This is a genomic window from Algoriphagus sp. A40 (assembly GCF_002002735.1).
Lineage (GTDB): Bacteria > Bacteroidota > Bacteroidia > Cytophagales > Cyclobacteriaceae > Algoriphagus.
On sequence record NZ_MUNY01000048.1, the window covers coordinates 142,523 to 159,114 of the forward strand.

The following is a 16,592-nucleotide window of genomic DNA, read 5'->3' on the forward strand; positions in this document are numbered from 1 at the left end:
CAGTTTACTACAAAAAGTATCCGTGAATTCGGTGCAACATTCTAACAACCAAGTGCTTCCAGTTTAAAAATTCATAAAGTTAGCTATGGATAAGGCCGAAAGAGTTAGAAACCATTCTGATGTCGGTTTTACATTCGCAGGATAGCATCCCTGCCATTTTTTCTTATCTTTTCCCCGCTCAATTTTCCCAAAGCCCATGAAAGATCTCGCCGACTTTTCCCATCCGATTTCGGAGCTTTTCTCTCAACCCAAAACTGCCTCAGACTGGGACCAATACCGCATCAGCAAAGAACAAATCGAGTTTTTCCACGAAAATGGCTACCTGGCTGACATCAAACTTTTGGATGAAAATCAAATTGAAGTTTTGAAAAAAGCCCTAGACGAAGTGATGGACCCCAAGCATCCGCTGCATCACCTCTTCCATGAGTTTCATAGCAATGAATCCGGGGACCCAAACAAGGTTCTTTTCCATTCCTTGGGCCATTGGCGGATTGCGGAAGCATTTCACGATGCGATCTGGAATCCGGCTTTTCTAATGGTTGCGAGCCAATTGCTGGGTGATCGGCCAGTACGCTTTTGGCATGATCAGCTATTTTGCAAACCCGCACATCATGGGGGAAATGTGGCCTGGCACCAGGATTATTCTTATTGGACCCGAACTATCGAGATGCAGCACCTGACCTGTTGGTGTGGATTGGATGATGCAACTGAGGAAAATGGTTGCCTGCAATATGTGCCCGGGTCCCATCGCTGGGGATTGCTCGAAAAACCTGCACTTGCCGGAGAAATGGATGGCTTGATGGCCATGATGACGGAAGAACAAAAGGCGGAATTCAAGCCTGTTGCAATTCCTCTGAAGGCCGGACATGCGGCATTTCACCATCCTTTGTTGGTGCATGGAAGCTTCGCAAATTACTCCGATCGATCTAGGAAGGCCTTTGTCTTGAATGTCTTTGCTGACGGGACAGTGTCCGATTCCAATGAACCGCTTTTGGCCGGCGTGCCTGTGATTTCGAAAGGTGAGAAAATGGGAGGGAAGTTCTTTCCTTTGATTTTTGAGAGGGGATTATAAGATTTGAAAATTGAAAGATTTGAAAATTGGGTTGCAAAATGGTAAGGACATTTGCCTATTGATGCCAAATAAGGCAGGAGGCTTCACCCATATTCAATACCTCGTAAATCGTATTTCGTAAATCGTATTTCAAATTTGAGAATTTCCGTATTTCGTACATCCCATTTTACTTGGCACTTTGTACTCGATACTTTGTACTCCTTTCCCGTAATTCGTAAATCAAAAATCGTAATTAAGAATGGCTTCCGGATTATTTGCCTTATTGGATGATATCGCCACCCTGATGGATGACGTGGCAGTGATGAGTAAAGTGGCGGCAAAGAAAACCGCCGGAATTTTGGGAGACGATCTGGCAGTAAATGCCGAAAAGGCTTCTGGCTTCGTTTCTGACAGAGAACTTCCCGTCCTTTGGGCGATCATGAAAGGATCGCTACTTAACAAAATAATAATTCTTCCGGTAGCCTTTCTCCTAAGTGCCTTTTACCCTCCTGCAATTATTGTGATTCTAATCATTGGGGGCTTGTATTTGGCCTACGAGGGAGCCGAGAAAATTTACGAATATCTCATTCCACATCCCAAAGAAGCCCATGTCAGTTTGGTTTTGGAGCTGAGTGAGGAAGAGATTTTGGCTTTGGAAAAGCAGAAAATCAAGTCAGCAATCACTACTGATTTTATCCTTTCGGTGGAGATTGTGATCATAGCCATGAGTACGGTTGTGGATAAAACTCTCGGAACCCAAATTGCCGTAGTTTCAGTAATTGCGCTGATCGCTACAGTCGGGGTATATGGAATTGTGGGCCTGATCGTTCGCATGGATGAGTTTGGACTGAAATTGATCGCACTCAACGAACAGACAGACAGTTTTTCGGATAAAGTGGGAAATCTTCTTGTGGGAGCACTTCCTTGGTTCATCCGAATTTTAGGAGTAGTTGGTACACTTGCGTTGCTATTAGTTTCGGGGGGAATTTTTGCTCACAACATTGACTTTTTTCACCATCTGCTGGAATCATGGCCGGCCATTGTCAAGGAGTTTTTGATTGGATTAGGCGTTGGGATATTAGTGATGATACCAGTAATGATTTTTAAAAAAATACGCAGTAAAGTCAAATCGTAATCAGCTTATTCCACATTGAAATTAACCCAAAACGCCTATGATTTCCCGAATTGCTCTTTTCAAAACCCTCATTTTAGCGATCGCTTTCACGTGCAGCTTTGCTTCTTGCTTTTCCCAAAATGGAGTTACCTTTCTTCAGTTTGAGGGAAAAGAAGGTCCAGGAAAAGGCAAACACATCGTAATGATAGCCGGAGACGACGAATACCGCTCCGAAGAATCCATGCCGATGCTGGCCAAATTGTTGTCCACCCATTATGGATTCAAAACCACTGTTTTGTTTCCGATCGAGCCAAGTACAGGAAATATTGTCCCCAACTTTCAAAACAACATTCCAGGCTTGGAGCACTTAGAATCTGCAGATCTGATGATCATGCTGATCCGCTTCCGGGAATTGCCTGACGAGCAAAGCAAATACATCGAAAACTTCTTGAAAGCCGGCAAACCTATCATCGGTTTGCGGACTTCAACCCATGGGTTTGCCTACCAGAAAAGCAAAACTTCACCCTATGCCAAATGGGATTGGAACGGAAAAGCTGTGGGTTGGGAGAAAGGTTTTGGCATGCGGATATTTGGTGAAACTTGGGTCAACCATCATGGCATCCACGCCAAAGAAGGTTCTCGTGCCCTAGTGGACGGCGTGCAGCAGATGAACGATCATCCTGTGCTTCGTGGCGTCAACGACATCTGGGTTCCGGAGGATGTCTATGGAATCAAAAGCCTGCCTTCCGAAGCGAAAGTTCTGATCTACGGCCAGTCCACAGCAGGAATGAACGCTCAGGCTGCTCCAATGTGGGAGAAATCCGTTATGCCCATCGCTTGGACCAAACCTTACCAAATCGAAGGTGGAAAGCCGGGAATGGCCTTCGCATCTACCATGGGTTCGTCGCTGGGCTTCCAAAGTGAAGACCTCCGTCGTCTGATTGTAAATGCATCTTTTTGGCTGCTGGAAATGCCCGAGACCATTACTCCGGACTTGAATGTGGAAATCGTTGGCGACTACAAGCCCACAATGTTTGGCTTTGATACCTTTCGAAAGGGGATGAAGGTTTCTGATTTTAAATAAAAATTGGTCAACAGTCCACGGTCAACAGTCCACCGATGCGCGGCTGTCGACCGTGGTCTGTGGTCCGTTGACAAAAATAAACCATGAACAAAATAGGATTTAATGTGCTGGCCTGGTCAGCTGTGGTATCGGATGAATTGTTCCCGATCCTGGACAGATTAAAGGGAATTGGCTACGACGGAGCTGAATTTTTTGTTGGACCTTGGGAGGAAAAAGCCTTTAAGTCAGTTGGAAAGCACTGTGCTGACATCGGACTTGAAGTGACCACGGTGACTGTTCTAAGCCCGGAGGAAAACCCGATTTCACCAGATGCCAAAGTCCGGGAAAAGTCAAAGGAAAGACTTCGCTGGGTCCTGGACAGAGCTGCGGATTTGAACTCGCAGTTGCTATGTGGACCTTTCCATTCCGCTTTTGCGACTTTTGCTTCCCGTGCACCCATCGAGGAGGAGTACAATTGGTCCGCTGAAGTGCTTCATGAAATGGGTGACTATGCCCAGAAGCTCGGAATCCTTCTTACTCCCGAAGCACTAAACCGCTTCGAATGCTACCTGTCCAATACCATGGAGCAGTTGGATTATTTATTAGCCAAAGTCAATCATCCGAATGTGCAGGCGATGTTTGACACTCACCATGCGAATATGGAAGAGAAAAAACTGGGGCAAGCCATTGAATTCATCGCTCCGAAACTGGGTCACTTTCATATCTCTGAAAACGACCGCGGAACTCCCGGTTCGGGTCATGTGAATTTTGATGAAACTTTCGCTGCCTTGAAAAAAGTCGGTTATTCCGGTTGGCTGACAATTGAGGGTTTCACCCGCAACGATCCCGCTTTTGCCAATTCCATCGGAGTGTGGAGGGAGTTTTCGGCACCTTGGGATATGGCAGAGAATGGCTTTAAGCTGATTAAGGGGATGGGAGAGAAGTATGGGTTTTAAGATATGCGTCAAGATTTGGCTTCAAAAAAATCAATTTTTACAACTGTTATTTTAGGTTTCTTAGATGAGAAATGAAATATTTTTTGTAAACTCAAAGAATAGTGTTGAATTCTGAAAAAAAATGAATTGACAAGTTGATTGACTATTCTGCAAAATGGGGAAAAACAAAGAAGCTAAAGTTCAGAAAAAGAGAGAAAGGAAGGAATTAATAATAAGGAGAAAAAAGAGACTTGGAAAAAAAATTTACAGAGGATCGAAACTAAGCGCCTTATATAGATTTTATCGCGATTATGAATCAAAGGTGCTTTTGAACTCAAGATCCAAATTAATTGATTTTTTAGAAAAAAATTGTGGAGAAATTAAATTTAAGTCTTTCACCCATAAAATCCCTAAAGTATTCTCTCTTAAAAAAAATTATGAGCCAACACTTAAAATAATTTTTGAAATTAATAAATCGATATTTGAGTCCAGAGGAGTAGGTATTTTGATTTCATTGGATTTTGAGGATTGCGAACAAGTTGATTTGCCATCACTTTTTTTACTACAGGTTTGTAAAATTGAATTACAACAAGACTTAAAGCGGATTTCAGAGAAACTAAGAGCAGTTAAACTTGTGCCAAAGATTGAGGTGAAAAAGTCAAAAGAAAATTCGGTTAATAAGCAACTTTGGCTAAATGGCTTTATTTCTAGAGATCAGGTTAAGATTGAAAATGACCAACTAAACCCAATAGATACTATCGGGTTTTTACACGGGAGAAAGAGGCAAAGTAAATATTCTGAAAATCGAAAGGGAAAGATTACGACGTATACAGTTAGGTATATTGATAAGTGCTTAAATGATTTTGGATATGAATTGGATCCGACAGGAAAAGGGTTTGTAGAAGGGATAATTTCAGAATTGTTAAATAATGCAGAGGATCATAGTCCTTTTGATTCTTGGTATATTACTTGCAACTACTTTAAAAAGGAAATGGGTTCAATAGAGGGGTTAATTGGAGAATTAAATATAGCGATCTTTAATTTTGGGTATTCTATATGTGAAGGATTAGAGGATAATAGAGATAAAAATAATTCACAATTCAATGAGTTGGACGAGGTTTATAAGGCATATCTCTCGAAAGTAGGCCCCATATCGAAGGAGAATTATTTTACTTTACTGTCTTTGCAGGAAGGAGTTAGTAGACTTAAGTATTTAGATGAAAGTAGAGGGACAGGTACTATTAAATTTATCAATTCTTTTTTACATTTGGGGGATTTTGAGAATGATCAATTTAAGCCACATTTCCACATATTTTCAGGCTTTACAAATTTGATTTGCGATAGTAAATACAAGCCTTTCGAGAAGGAAGGCCGTCAATTTCTGGCGTTCAATGATAAGAAGAATCTTTTGGGAAAGCAGGATGCAAATTATTTGAAAGATTTAGCGTTAAAGTTTCCTGGGACTCTGTTCAATGCAAAAATTTATTTTAACGAAGAGTATCTTGACAAAAAGGTAAATGGAAAAGATAGTTAATTTACTTGAGTTTAGAGGAGAAGGCAGTACTTTGTTTACTGGGCGGCCTCAAGGCGTTTCCGCCAGAGAGAAACTGAATTTGAAAGATTTGGATGAAAGTCAGTATAATGTCAAGGTAATTATACCAAAAGGAACCACATCGTTTAATCCGTCATTTTTCCTTGGATTGTTTTTTGACAGTATTAAAAAAATGGGTTTGAATCGTTTTAAATCCAAATACAAGTTTGTTTATGAAGATGAAGATGATAGAGTGGGGAATGTTTTAAAAGGTCATGTAAATGAGGCGTTTATGCATGCTGAAAATTCTCTTAAAAATCGAACGTCTTTAAAAAAGCTGTTTTCGTGACTCTGGTTCATCATCTATCTTTGATTGATTTATTGGATTTTGCAAATAAATATGCTGACTCCTTCGGCCTTGTAGTTGTTGTGTTATTGTTTATGTTTGAGAGGCGGTTCTCGCGAGACTCAAGAAGGAAGGATTCATTTATAAATTGGTATTTGAACTTTGTCGTTGGTAAGAATATTGAAAATTTGGATATGTTTTTTAAAAATGTTGAAATAGAAATCATCGATAAAATTTCTTTGGTGGCAATGCCTATTGAAAATGAACAAGCTATCGTTCAGATTAAAATGGATTTTATTTCTAAATTTGATAGTTTGAAACAGAAAGTTAATTATAATTTTTTCACCCTTTTGTCTTCTTTGGATACTGGTTTGTTTGATGCTTGTTTACTGGTTTTAAATGATATCGATGATCAAGTAAAGATTTGTATTGATTTAAAAGTTGGTAGTGGTCGAGATGTTGAGTTTGATTTAGGGAAATTTTACGGAAACAAGAATAAAATCTATGAGCTGTTATATCGTCCGATCGAAAAGCTTGATTAAGTAATTTCGGGATTAATTGATTGTTTTAAAAACAGAGGCTTGTGCGCATAGGAACCCAAAGATATAATTCCTTAAAAACGTTATAGTTCTGAAGGTTTTCTTTGATTATTTTGATTGTCGATTTTTCATGGATATGGATTTGATTACAAATTCCTTCGAGAAAACCGAATTCTGTCCATGCTTGTAGAGGATTAGGCGGAATTTCTCCGAACCTTGGGATATGGCAGAGAATGGCTTTAAGCTGATCAAAGGGATGTTGGAAAAGCACGGTTGAGGCGGGTTTTTTAACTAATTCAATCTCTAAACCATGGGAAAAAAGCTGGAATCCATCACGGAGGAATTGAAGGAATTCATAGAAAAACAAAAACTGTTTTTTGTAGGAACTGCTGCTGATGAAGGCAGAGTGAATGTCTCACCAAAAGGCACAGATTCTTTCAGGGTGATAGATCCAAACAAGATAGTCTGGCTCAACCTGACTGGCAGTGGGAACGAAACCGCTGCCCATCTGCTGCTTAATCCCAGAATGACCGTGATGTTCTGTGCTTTTGAAGGCAAGCCCATGATCCTGCGACTCTATGGCTATGCAAAAATCTACCACGGGAGGGATCCGGAATTTCAGCAATACATCAGTTTGTTTCCGGAAAATACCGGCTCCCGGCAAATCATAGTCATGACTGTGGATTTGGTTCAGACGTCTTGCGGGTTTGCTGTGCCATTTATGGATTTCAAAGAAGAGCGGGAAACCTTGAATTCCTGGTCAACCAAACAGGGAAAGGAAGGAATCGAGCGCTATTGGGAGGAGAAAAACACCAAGAGCCTTGATGGATTTGAGACAAAAATCCTTGGAGCATAACCACAATGCGAACCTTTGATGATTGAATTAGATACTAATTTGAAACTATTGAAGGGGGAATTTGCAGTAATGAGAAATACCAATCACCCCCCTGATTCCCAAGGTATTTTGTACATCCACATGGAAGAAGATCGATTTGGTCCACATTCTCCTGCCCAAGGATCTGCCAATTCATAGTAGCCAGTTCCCCAGACTTCGAAATGTAAATGAGGACCGGATGAATTTCCGGCACTTCCGGCTTCACCGATTTTCTGACCTTGGGTTACATGATCACCGGGTTTTACGGTGATGGAATTTGTTTTGAAATGATCGTATCTCGTAGCAAATAAACCCGGGATTCCAGTGTGTTTTATTACGACTACATTGCCTCCGGCAAAGCACCAAAAACAGCAACAGTCTCCTGTTTTGCAAAAATCCCCAAGTTCGGTGCAGACCAGATATCCATTTGACTGACCTGGCTGAGCCCAGCCTGCTGGGGGAGCATAACAATCAAGATTGTTATCCGGACACTTGTCATATTTCCCGTCAAAAACCCAAAGCACAACACCGTCCGCTGCCGCAAATACATCGATTCCTTTTTCCATTTGCTCCATGGAAATACCGATGTCTGTTCCTTGATGCCCTAAGTATCCAGGGGCGCCACAATTAAAGGCTTGACCCGTATTATTGATGTCTGGATAACCAATATTTGTACATGTTTTACCGGGGATACAATCTATTGGCCATGCCAAAGATCCATTTGGTGTAAGAATATCTCCATCATCGCTGCCGTCATCCGAATTACAAGCCATAAGAAATCCAGCAACCAGGAGGGTAATGCAAATTCTTGAAAGTAAGGAAAATCCATTGTCTGGATTCAGCCGAAAAGCAACTTTTGTATTCATCCTTTTTGAGAAAAACAAGGTTTAGGAGCACTAAAAAACCTATGTTGAATTTAATTATTTTTTTTAAGTATTTGAAAATAAGAGAAATATGGAGGGCAATTGGGCGAGGGTTCCAATATTCTTTTTTGGTTATCTTGAGTAATCACATTCCTAATTCATTTCAAAATGAAATCAATCCATTTACTCTCCTTAAGCTTTGTTACACTTTTTTCCTGCAAAGAAAAACCGCAAAATGCAACTTTATCCGCCGATCCTCTCGCTGTTCTTTCCAACTTGGAATGGATCGATTTGACCTATGCCTTCGACTCGACGACGCTTTATTGGCCGAACAATCTAAAAGGCTTTGAACTGGAAAACGAAGCTGAGGGGATTACCGAATTGGGTTTTTATTATTCATCCAACAGCCTCTCCACTCCCGAGCATGGGGGTACGCACCTCGACGCACCGATCCATTTTTCTGCCTCAGGCAAGACCCTCGATCATTTGGATTTGACCCAATTGACAGGCGAAGCTATACTGATTGATGTGAGTGAAATGGCACTGGCCAACCGGGATTATCTGATCGATTCGGCGGCAATTCTGGCTTGGGAGGCTCAGCATGGGCAGATTCCGAATGGTACAATCGTTTTGTTTCGCACGGGTTCCGGGCTTTTTATCCCGATCGGGAAAAGTATTTTGGCACTGCCAAAACCGGAACCGAAGCTATTCCCGAACTCCACTTCCCTGGGATTCACCCTAATGCCGCCCGCTTTTTAGCCGAAAAACGTAAGGTCAAAGCAGTCGGATTGGACACCCCAAGTCTGGATTTTGGTCAGTCCAAGGATTTTGCAACGCATCAGGTCCTGATGGGACACAATATCCCCGGTTTTGAGAATGTAGTCAACCTGGATCATTTGCCGGCAAAAGGATTTTATGCCGTGGCTTTGCCTATGAAAATCAAAGGAGGCAGTGGAGGCCCGCTTCGAATAATTGCGGGGGTGGTCAAGTCAGAGTGAGCAAAAAGGGACTCAGAAAAATTACCAAACCATTATTTCACTTCCTCCTCCGGCACAGCCATCGTGTGATTGCCGAGAAGCCTCCATTTTCCTTCGACTAAAGCATAGGTCCGCATAAAGTGATACGTCACCGGAGCAGGTGCCCGATCCACCACGGTATATCCGCTGACAACCGCGGTGCTTCCCAGGATCACCGCCTGTTGATCGCGGGAAATCCGGCTCTTGGTGTTATCGGCCTGGCCACCCTGAATCCGCTTAGCACGGGAGATTACCGCTTCCTTTCCGTCGATTAGACTGGCGTGATTGTGAACCCAGACGAACTCATCGGCCAGGATGTTTTCCAAAAAGGCCACATCCGATTCCAAAAGGGCCTTTTCCCAGTCTTGATCCAATTGGATGAGTTGTGTTTCCTGAGTTTGGGAAAAGCTGACAAAATGGAAGGAAAAGAAAAAGACGGCCAGGATGAGGTGTTTCATTTTGGGAGAATTGATGGAGTTCTTGGAAATTACTAAACAGGATTTCCTCTGCCTACTTTTTGATTCATTTTTCTCGTCATCCAGAAAATCGCCACCAAAAAAATTCCCAAAAAGCCCAAGAGAAAGGAGTACCCAGTGAAGATTGTGATTTTCCCAAACAGAAAAGGCATGAGGGTAATTCCAACATAAGCGCTAGCCATTTGTAATCCCATGATTCGTTGAGAGTGCTTTTCCCCAAAATTGACGGGAGTCTCATGCAAAAGACTCGGAAATATGGGCGCACATCCCAAACCGATCAGCAGAAACCCGGGAATAATAGTAAGATTGAAGGGAAGTAAAAGGAGGATCAAACCCAAGCCTATCATACCTTGCCCCAAGTATACCAATTGACGGTTTGTGAAATGGGAAGTCAAAAAACCGGATAAAAACCTTCCGACAGTGATTCCCAGGTAATACAGGGAAGTAAGTCGTGCTGCCTGATCTGCTTCAAATCCCCGTTCAAAAACGAGATAACTCGCGCCCCAAAGCCCAAAAGTCGCCTCAATGGTGCAATAGCAAAAAAACACCAGCAAAGCTTGCTTGAGTCCCGGAAGGGTAAGTAAAAGGGCAAAAAGCGAATGGGATTGATCTTCAGGAGAGTCGGTCTCCTCCTTTTTGCCCCGGGTCCAAAATGGCAAAGAAAGTATCAACAGCAACACCAAACCGAGCTGAATCCAAGCGACGGTATGATATCCGCCCGACCAGGAATCACCTCTGGCCAGGTGTCCCGCTAGGATCACCGGACCGATGGCGGCTCCAACTCCCCAAAAGGAATGGAGCCAGTTCATGTGTCGGGCTTCATAGTGGATCGCCACATAATTGTTCAATGCCGAATCCACACTTCCCGCTCCCAAACCCAGAGGAATTGCCAAAAGGCAGAGATAGAGAAAGTTGTCCGAATAGGAAAAGCCCATCAAGGCCAATGCCGTCAACAGGACGCTGAAAGTAGTCACGCCGGGGACTCCGAATCGTTGGATCAGCTTACCGCTGAAAAGGCTGGAAATGACTGTTCCGGCAGCCACGACCATGGATATAATTCCTGCATAATCCACCGGAACGCCCAGATCCCCAAACATTGCAGGCCAAGCAGAACCCAAAAGTGAGTCTGGAAGTCCAAGACTGATAAATGCCAGATAGATAACGAGAAGAAGGATGAGTTTTCTCAAAAATGAATTGGTAAAGAGTTAAGGGTTGATTGTAGTTTCCAATTAAAATCAGAAAAGTCCGGGATTTCTCCAAGTTATTTTCAAAATGGCCAATTTCTTAATTTAAAGCAGGATAGTTTTATCCAAAAGTGTTTGTCTCTTAGAAAATTCCGGATTATATCTATGAAAAGACACCTATTCGCGATACTCCTCCTTGCCCTGGTTTATCAAACTTTTGCCCAGCAAAACCGACCCAACATCATTTTTATCCTGACCGATGACCACCGCTGGGATGCTTTGGGTTTTGCCGGAAATCCAATCATCCAAACTCCTGAAATGGATCGATTGGCAGGAGAAGGGATTTTCTATGAAAATGCTTTTGTCACCACGCCGATCTGCGCAGCCAGCCGGGCGAGTATTTTGACTGGACTTTATGAACGTACCCACGGCTATACCTTTGGGCAAGGAAATATCAAGCAGACTTACATGGATCAATCCTATCCAGAGGAATTGAAAAAGGCCGGTTACTTAACCGGATTCTTTGGGAAGTTTGGGGTGAATTATCCGGGTTTTGATTCGCTTTTTGACATCGGTGACGACTACGACCGCAACGGGAAATTCAAGGACAGAAGGGGTTATTTTTTCAAAACGCTGGGAAAGGATACCGTTCATCTCACCCGCTATACCGGGCAGGCGGCGATTGATTTTATCCAAAATGCTCCAAATGAAAAGCCGTTTATGCTTTCTCTGAGCTTCAGTGCTCCCCATGCCCATGACCCTGCACCGATCCAGTATTTCTGGTCGCCAGAGTATGATACGATGTACCATGACATTACCATTCCTCAGCCGGTGATGGGAGAGGAGTCCTATTTCCTTGCCCAACCGGAATATGTCCGGAAGGGAGAAAACCGAACCCGCTGGCATTGGCGATTCGACACGCCCGAAAAGTATCAACATAGCGTGAAGGGTTACTACCGCATGATCTCGGAAGTGGATGCTGAAATCAGGAAAATCCGTCAGGCTTTAACCGAAAAAGGTCTGGAAAAAAACACCGTGATAATCCTGATGGGGGACAATGGTTATTTTCTTGGCGAAAGACAGCTTGCAGGCAAATGGCTGATGTACGACAATTCCCTGCGGGTGCCGCTGATTGTCTTTGACCCGAGAGAAAAAGGAGGAAAGCGGGAAACGGCTTTTGCCCTGAATATCGATGTGCCCGCGACGATTCTCGACCTGGCCGGAATAAAACCTCCCAAATCTTGGCAGGGGATTTCCCTGAATTCTCCCCAACTCCCCAAACGTAAGGAATTCCTGACCGAGCACCTTTGGCAGACTCCGATCATTCCTCCGAGTGAGGCCATCCGCACCGAGCGATGGAAATACTTTCGGTATATCAATGATCGGCAACACGAAGAATTGTATGATCTGAGTGTGGATCCTTTGGAGAAAATTAACCTAGCAGCTGACCCTAGGCATCAGGATGTCCTGAAGCAACTCCGTGAAAAGATGGAGGAAAAAGTAAATTGGTATTTGAACGAAAGGCAATAGTGGGATCGTAAGATTTGAAAAATAAAATCCGACCGGATCAATTTAGCCTTTATCACATTTTTCTAAAGTTCACTGCAGAGTTGAAGTGCCCCAATCATTGGTAACCTTCCTAGGTTTTGGGTGTCGGCGGTTCAGTTGTTAAGATATAAAAGCTGAGATTTTTTCTACAAGGAGTAATATAGATGTGCGAAAAAATCAAAACCATTGTGAGCCAATTTTACGGCTCAAAACAGCGAATAGACCAAACTCCTTTTTACTTTATTTCCTCATCCGGAATGGCCATAGTATGGTTGGCCAAAAGCTTGAATTCCCCATTTACCTTTGCATAGGTTCGCATATAGTGATAGGTCACCGGGCTGGGGCCTCGATTCACGACCGTGAATCCGTTAACTGCGGCAGTTTCTCCCAGAATCACCACGTGTTGATCCCGTGAAGCCCTTCCCTTGGTGTCGTCGGCTTGACCTGCCTGAATTCGTTTGGCGCGGGCGATGACTTCCGGTTTGCCGTCGATCAGGCTGGCGTGGTTGTGAACCCAGACAAAGTCCTCTGCCAGGATTTTTTCCAAAAAGTCAACATCTGAAGTCAAAAGGGCCTTTTCCCAAGCCAGATCGAGCTCGATGAGTTGCTGTGTTTGGGCTTGAGAGACAAAGCTGATGAGAGGAAGGAGTATCAGAAGGATGAGCAATTTTTTCATACTTGAGTGGTTTGGGGATTAGTTAAAGAAAGATTATTTGAGACCTAGTCCACGGGGTGAATTGTGCATCCCGGAGAATTTTAATACTACAGCCCAAACTGCCTTAAATGATGATCCGTGTGTTTGTAGGCCAGGATTCCGATTTGCTCCCTGCTCATCTTTCCGAAGAAGTCGTGAATGAAATCCGGGTTATCGAAATTCTGGTAGGCATTGATTAAGGAGATCCATTTTGCCTTTTCGGATTCCAAGTCGCAGGTTCTTGCTTTTACCTTGAATTGCTCCGAAGTGGGGACGTTTTTGTCAAAGGGTTTATCGTTTTTGATCATGCTTTTAAGGGCAATTTTTCCGAACAGTTTTCCCAGCCATTCTTGCCTGTAGGTATGGGGGTCTGTCCCTAGAATCCATCCATTCCAATACGTGTTATGCTGGAGCATCTGGAAAATGTTCATTTTTCCCCATTCAGCATGGTTATTTTCACTGACCTGGCTGATTCTGTTGATCAGTTCTTCTCTTGCCGTTTTGTCGAAAATTGTCTTCATACTTCCCAATTGCTGGTTTTGAGAATTGGATTTGGAATGTTGCTAATTAAAATGTTGAAAAAGGTTGGTGGTAAATTTCGCCTAAATGCACGGTCAGAAATTAGGAACAAAAGCGCTGGAAACAAAACCTGAGTCAAAGGTGCTGGACAGTTTTTAACGAAGTATTGTTCCCGAAAAGGATCTTCTTTAGCGGAATTCAGGGGAAGTAGCGATGAAAAATTCCCGATATTTAATAGGAAATGAGGTTGCTCCGGAGAGGGCCTTCGGAGAATATCGACTTTTTTAAAAAGATACAGCCTATGAAAATCAAACATTCGTTATCCGCTCAAACTGCCACTTCAGGGAAATCACTTTCGAGTGGGGATGTTCTCGCCTTCGACCGCGCGGAAGCGGAGTACAAAGAACTACAGAAGGAACTGAGGCAGCTGGAGAAACAAAGGAAGGTGCTGCTGGATCGAATGGAGGCCTTTGAAGCACAGCAAAAGGCGTTTGCGTTAAGGGCGGAAAAGCTGGAAGCAGCTTACGACGGCATAAATTCTGCTGCGCCCACCAAGCCCACAGGAAGAGCGAAATCATTGGCTCCGGCAGGCAGTGCGTCCAGTCAGTTGAAGGAAATGCAGATGTCTTTCAGTATGCAATACCTTCAGCTTCAGCAGCAGATGCAGAATGAAAACAGAAGTTACACGGCCATCAGTAACATCATGAAGACTAAACACGACACTGCGAAAAACAGTATTTCGAATATCCGTTGAATTGGTAAGTGGCAGCTTGGTGAAATATTGGTAGCCTGGGTTTTTCTGGACTTCAAGCACTAGGTTATTTTCAGAAACAAAATCAATGAAAGCAGCAAGGTCGTTCCTGTCAGTGCAATGGTGTTAGTTAGTTTTCGTGCCTTGTCTGAATTGTTGAAAGCTTTTTCAGTTGCCAGGTAAATCAGCAACCCAATTGTGCCGCCTAAGGTGTTGTTGATCAGGTCTGCGGTGTCAAAGATTCCAATTTTGTAGATGAATTGAAGTACTTCGAACAACAGGCTAGTCAGGAACGACAGGAGGATTTTTTTTCCAACGCTCCATTCTTTAAATAAAATACCGACATATAAGCCTAGCGGAATAAAAAGCAGGATATTCAGTAAGAGTTCGCCAAGTTCAAACTTATTGTTAGGGAATAGATCGCCCCCGTAGGGAATTAAGTTTACGCCACTCAAATTCCCCCTATTTGGGAATTGAATGTTGAATTTCAAAACAATGGTCCAGAATAGCACAATCAAATAAACAGCGAACAAGACCAGGGTTAACTTCCGTGATTTGATTGTTTCCTTCATATAGCGTGTGCTATTTTTTGCAATAGCGTTTCCGGATAAGTGGAATTAACTGATCTGTGAATTTAGGGCTGAATCATTGGCCTGATACTATAGGTTAAAAATAATTCCCTCTAAGCTCCGATCCTTCCTGTCTTTACTTCTCCGGATCGCCGGTAGTTGGCGATAATCACTCCGGTTGGGGTTGTGACGCTTTCTGCCAGGGTAAATGCTGCCGGAATCGCTTTGTCATCAAATAACCTTTTCCCATGACCTAAAATCACCGGGTGGATCATCAACCAGAATTCATCAATCAGTTCATGCTGAAGGAGCGTTTGAACGACCTGACTGCTGCCCCAAACGTGGATATCCAAACCTTCCGTGGATTTGATTTTTTCGATATCGGCCACCGTTTCGATGAAAACTGAGTTTTGCCAATCCGATTTTTTTCGGGTCCGGGACAGGGTGTATTTGGTGACGTCATTGATCGTGGGCCAATATTCGACATGCTCTGGCCAATAATTTTCCCAGATTTCAAAGGTTGTTCTCCCAAGCAGCAGGTCGGCGGGCTTCAGGAGCCGTTCCATCAACTTGCCGGAGGTTTCGTCGTCGTAGGGTGCCACCCAACCGCCGTATTGGAAGTCTTCTGAAGGATCTTCTTCAGGGCCGCCTGGCGCTTGCATCACTCCATCCAATGAAATGAATGATAACACGATTATTTTCCGCATGAGATCAGTCGGTTTTGTGAGGAAATAAATTTCGTCAATTGTGAATTACTCCTGCCAGTAAAATGCGCCAATCTTAGAGGGGCAATGCGTCAATTGATGGGGAAGTAGGTAGGGCCCTTTTTCCTAACTATTAGTAATCGACAAAGAATTCAAAAATAGACTAGAAAAATACCCCCAGACGGGGACTACACCAATAAGGGGGACCTCAATTACCAGGGGTTGATTGCTACGGAAATTGATTGTAAATATCTTTTCTATGTAGCGCAATGATCAGGGTTAGTCTATTTGCATCAGTTTTTTCAAATCCAATTCTATAGTCACCAACTTTGATTCTGTAATATGCAGTATGCCCTTGAAGTTTTTTGATATTAGAGAGATCTTCAATCCTTTCTGCTGATTCTAGCTTAAGAATGACTGATTCAATTCTTTTTAGGACTGACTGATCTTTTATTTTTCCTAATGACTTGGCAAACGATTTGTCAAAATCGACGATCATTTCCCCTTCAGCTTTTTCATTATTGATTCCCTTGAAACCATTTCATTGGTCTTTTCAGCATCCATTTTTGATCCCAGTATGAAGTCTTCATATTGCTCCTCATCCAGGCTTATAACACTGGCTCCAAGCTTTTTTGCCAGTTCTTTCAGTAATTTATTGCTTTGACTATCAGCTTTAATGATTATGGCACTCATGGTATAGGTCTTTAATCAAATGTAAGAAAAAAATCAGTTGGGGCTACGCTGAGTGGGGCAATGCGTCAATTGGTGGTGGAACTTAGAGTACGACCCTTTTTTCAGCGAATAGCAAATTCGTT

20 protein-coding genes and 1 pseudogene are annotated in these 16,592 nt (G+C 43.0%); 12 read left to right on the plus strand and 9 right to left on the minus strand.

Features of this window, described 5'->3' with window-relative positions:
* Positions 1-196 precede the first annotated feature (196 nt).
* The 8 genes from B0E43_RS29785 to B0E43_RS29820 all read left to right on the plus strand — a co-directional run bounded on the left by B0E43_RS29785 (position 197) and on the right by B0E43_RS29820 (position 7,435).
* Positions 197-1,072 (plus strand): phytanoyl-CoA dioxygenase family protein, encoded by an 876-nt coding sequence (locus tag B0E43_RS29785; protein ID WP_077349177.1) that lies wholly within the window; start codon positions 197-199, stop codon positions 1,070-1,072.
* Between the two features lie 238 nt (positions 1,073-1,310).
* Positions 1,311-2,186, plus strand: coding sequence for a DUF808 domain-containing protein (locus B0E43_RS29790; protein ID WP_077349179.1), 876 nt, complete (start codon positions 1,311-1,313; stop codon positions 2,184-2,186).
* A 37-nt stretch (positions 2,187-2,223) separates the two neighbouring features.
* On the plus strand, positions 2,224-3,249 hold the full coding sequence (locus tag B0E43_RS29795; RefSeq protein WP_077349181.1) for a ThuA domain-containing protein: 1,026 nt from the start codon (positions 2,224-2,226) through the stop codon (positions 3,247-3,249).
* Between the two features lie 83 nt (positions 3,250-3,332).
* Positions 3,333-4,184, plus strand: coding sequence for a sugar phosphate isomerase/epimerase (locus B0E43_RS29800; protein ID WP_077349183.1), 852 nt, complete (start codon positions 3,333-3,335; stop codon positions 4,182-4,184).
* 154 nt (positions 4,185-4,338) lie between these two features.
* Complete coding sequence (locus B0E43_RS29805) at positions 4,339-5,697, plus strand: hypothetical protein (RefSeq protein WP_077349185.1); 1,359 nt, start codon at positions 4,339-4,341, stop codon at positions 5,695-5,697.
* Entirely contained in the window at positions 5,681-6,043 is a 363-nt protein-coding gene (locus B0E43_RS29810) for a hypothetical protein (protein ID WP_077349187.1), read from the plus strand. Before B0E43_RS29805 ends, B0E43_RS29810 begins: the two co-directional genes overlap by 17 nt.
* Positions 6,040-6,582 carry a hypothetical protein gene (locus B0E43_RS29815; protein WP_139352725.1) on the plus strand — a complete coding sequence of 181 codons (543 nt, stop codon included), beginning with the start codon at positions 6,040-6,042 and terminating at the stop codon, positions 6,580-6,582. The genes B0E43_RS29810 and B0E43_RS29815 overlap by 4 nt, the downstream gene beginning before the upstream one ends.
* Before the next feature lie 307 nt (positions 6,583-6,889).
* On the plus strand, positions 6,890-7,435 hold the full coding sequence (locus B0E43_RS29820) for a pyridoxamine 5'-phosphate oxidase family protein (RefSeq protein WP_077349191.1): 546 nt from the start codon (positions 6,890-6,892) through the stop codon (positions 7,433-7,435).
* An 83-nt stretch (positions 7,436-7,518) separates the two neighbouring features.
* Here B0E43_RS29820 and B0E43_RS29825 read toward each other — a convergent pair whose 3' ends face one another.
* Positions 7,519-8,319, minus strand: coding sequence for a M23 family metallopeptidase (locus B0E43_RS29825; RefSeq protein ID WP_077349193.1), 801 nt, complete (start codon positions 8,317-8,319; stop codon positions 7,519-7,521).
* A 165-nt stretch (positions 8,320-8,484) separates the two neighbouring features.
* Here B0E43_RS29825 and B0E43_RS29830 point away from each other — a divergent pair.
* Together B0E43_RS29830 and B0E43_RS29835 are read left to right on the plus strand one after the other, a co-directional pair.
* Positions 8,485-8,999: pseudogene (locus B0E43_RS29830) on the plus strand (cyclase family protein); the annotation flags it as partial.
* A gap of 105 nt (positions 9,000-9,104) precedes the next feature.
* Positions 9,105-9,314, plus strand: coding sequence for a hypothetical protein (locus B0E43_RS29835; protein WP_217349161.1), 210 nt, complete (start codon positions 9,105-9,107; stop codon positions 9,312-9,314).
* Between the two features lie 32 nt (positions 9,315-9,346).
* On the opposite strand, the gene B0E43_RS29840 is transcribed toward B0E43_RS29835, so the two are convergent.
* Positions 9,347-9,790 (minus strand): nuclear transport factor 2 family protein, encoded by a 444-nt coding sequence (locus tag B0E43_RS29840; RefSeq protein ID WP_077349195.1) that lies wholly within the window; start codon positions 9,788-9,790, stop codon positions 9,347-9,349.
* A gap of 32 nt (positions 9,791-9,822) precedes the next feature.
* A complete protein-coding gene (locus tag B0E43_RS29845; RefSeq protein WP_077349197.1) occupies positions 9,823-10,995 on the minus strand; it encodes a sugar MFS transporter in 1,173 nt (390 codons plus the stop codon).
* A 162-nt stretch (positions 10,996-11,157) separates the two neighbouring features.
* Between B0E43_RS29845 and B0E43_RS29850 the strand changes: the two genes are divergently transcribed.
* Positions 11,158-12,522 carry a sulfatase gene (locus B0E43_RS29850; protein ID WP_077349199.1) on the plus strand — a complete coding sequence of 455 codons (1,365 nt, stop codon included), beginning with the start codon at positions 11,158-11,160 and terminating at the stop codon, positions 12,520-12,522.
* Between the two features lie 253 nt (positions 12,523-12,775).
* Here B0E43_RS29850 and B0E43_RS29855 read toward each other — a convergent pair whose 3' ends face one another.
* Positions 12,776-13,216, minus strand: coding sequence for a nuclear transport factor 2 family protein (locus B0E43_RS29855; protein WP_077349201.1), 441 nt, complete (start codon positions 13,214-13,216; stop codon positions 12,776-12,778).
* 86 nt (positions 13,217-13,302) lie between these two features.
* The gene (locus B0E43_RS29860) at positions 13,303-13,755 is read right to left on the minus strand and encodes a DUF1569 domain-containing protein (RefSeq protein ID WP_077349203.1); all 453 of its coding nucleotides are present in this window, start codon (positions 13,753-13,755) and stop codon (positions 13,303-13,305) included.
* A 239-nt stretch (positions 13,756-13,994) separates the two neighbouring features.
* Between B0E43_RS29860 and B0E43_RS29865 the strand changes: the two genes are divergently transcribed.
* Positions 13,995-14,507 carry a hypothetical protein gene (locus B0E43_RS29865; RefSeq protein WP_077349205.1) on the plus strand — a complete coding sequence of 171 codons (513 nt, stop codon included), beginning with the start codon at positions 13,995-13,997 and terminating at the stop codon, positions 14,505-14,507.
* Between the two features lie 59 nt (positions 14,508-14,566).
* Here the strand turns inward: B0E43_RS29865 and B0E43_RS29870 are convergent, their stop codons facing one another.
* From B0E43_RS29870 to B0E43_RS29885, 4 genes are all read right to left on the minus strand, one after another.
* The gene (locus B0E43_RS29870) at positions 14,567-15,076 is read right to left on the minus strand and encodes a VanZ family protein (protein ID WP_077349208.1); all 510 of its coding nucleotides are present in this window, start codon (positions 15,074-15,076) and stop codon (positions 14,567-14,569) included.
* 110 nt (positions 15,077-15,186) lie between these two features.
* Positions 15,187-15,780, minus strand: coding sequence for a dihydrofolate reductase family protein (locus B0E43_RS29875; RefSeq protein ID WP_077349210.1), 594 nt, complete (start codon positions 15,778-15,780; stop codon positions 15,187-15,189).
* A gap of 226 nt (positions 15,781-16,006) precedes the next feature.
* Positions 16,007-16,276 carry a type II toxin-antitoxin system RelE/ParE family toxin gene (locus tag B0E43_RS29880; RefSeq protein WP_077349212.1) on the minus strand — a complete coding sequence of 90 codons (270 nt, stop codon included), beginning with the start codon at positions 16,274-16,276 and terminating at the stop codon, positions 16,007-16,009.
* On the minus strand, positions 16,273-16,470 hold the full coding sequence (locus B0E43_RS29885; RefSeq protein WP_077349214.1) for a hypothetical protein: 198 nt from the start codon (positions 16,468-16,470) through the stop codon (positions 16,273-16,275). The genes B0E43_RS29880 and B0E43_RS29885 overlap by 4 nt, the downstream gene beginning before the upstream one ends.
* Between the last annotated feature and the right edge of the window lie 122 nt (positions 16,471-16,592).

Coding starts and splice junctions, on each gene's coding strand:
- B0E43_RS29870 (WP_077349208.1), bottom strand. CDS start 15,076: ATGAAGGAAACAATCAAATCACGGAAGTTAACCCTGGTCTTGTTCGCT.
- B0E43_RS29860 (WP_077349203.1), bottom strand. CDS start 13,755: ATGAAGACAATTTTCGACAAAACGGCAAGAGAAGAACTGATCAACAGA.
- B0E43_RS29850 (WP_077349199.1), top strand. CDS start 11,158: ATGAAAAGACACCTATTCGCGATACTCCTCCTTGCCCTGGTTTATCAA.
- B0E43_RS29840 (WP_077349195.1), bottom strand. CDS start 9,790: ATGAAACACCTCATCCTGGCCGTCTTTTTCTTTTCCTTCCATTTTGTC.
- B0E43_RS29785 (WP_077349177.1), top strand. CDS start 197: ATGAAAGATCTCGCCGACTTTTCCCATCCGATTTCGGAGCTTTTCTCT.
- B0E43_RS29790 (WP_077349179.1), top strand. CDS start 1,311: ATGGCTTCCGGATTATTTGCCTTATTGGATGATATCGCCACCCTGATG.
- B0E43_RS29855 (WP_077349201.1), bottom strand. CDS start 13,216: ATGAAAAAATTGCTCATCCTTCTGATACTCCTTCCTCTCATCAGCTTT.
- B0E43_RS29800 (WP_077349183.1), top strand. CDS start 3,333: ATGAACAAAATAGGATTTAATGTGCTGGCCTGGTCAGCTGTGGTATCG.
- B0E43_RS29810 (WP_077349187.1), top strand. CDS start 5,681: ATGGAAAAGATAGTTAATTTACTTGAGTTTAGAGGAGAAGGCAGTACT.
- B0E43_RS29795 (WP_077349181.1), top strand. CDS start 2,224: ATGATTTCCCGAATTGCTCTTTTCAAAACCCTCATTTTAGCGATCGCT.
- B0E43_RS29825 (WP_077349193.1), bottom strand. CDS start 8,319: ATGAATACAAAAGTTGCTTTTCGGCTGAATCCAGACAATGGATTTTCC.
- B0E43_RS29820 (WP_077349191.1), top strand. CDS start 6,890: ATGGGAAAAAAGCTGGAATCCATCACGGAGGAATTGAAGGAATTCATA.
- B0E43_RS29865 (WP_077349205.1), top strand. CDS start 13,995: ATGAGGTTGCTCCGGAGAGGGCCTTCGGAGAATATCGACTTTTTTAAA.
- B0E43_RS29885 (WP_077349214.1), bottom strand. CDS start 16,470: ATGAGTGCCATAATCATTAAAGCTGATAGTCAAAGCAATAAATTACTG.
- B0E43_RS29805 (WP_077349185.1), top strand. CDS start 4,339: ATGGGGAAAAACAAAGAAGCTAAAGTTCAGAAAAAGAGAGAAAGGAAG.
- B0E43_RS29875 (WP_077349210.1), bottom strand. CDS start 15,780: ATGCGGAAAATAATCGTGTTATCATTCATTTCATTGGATGGAGTGATG.
- B0E43_RS29880 (WP_077349212.1), bottom strand. CDS start 16,276: ATGATCGTCGATTTTGACAAATCGTTTGCCAAGTCATTAGGAAAAATA.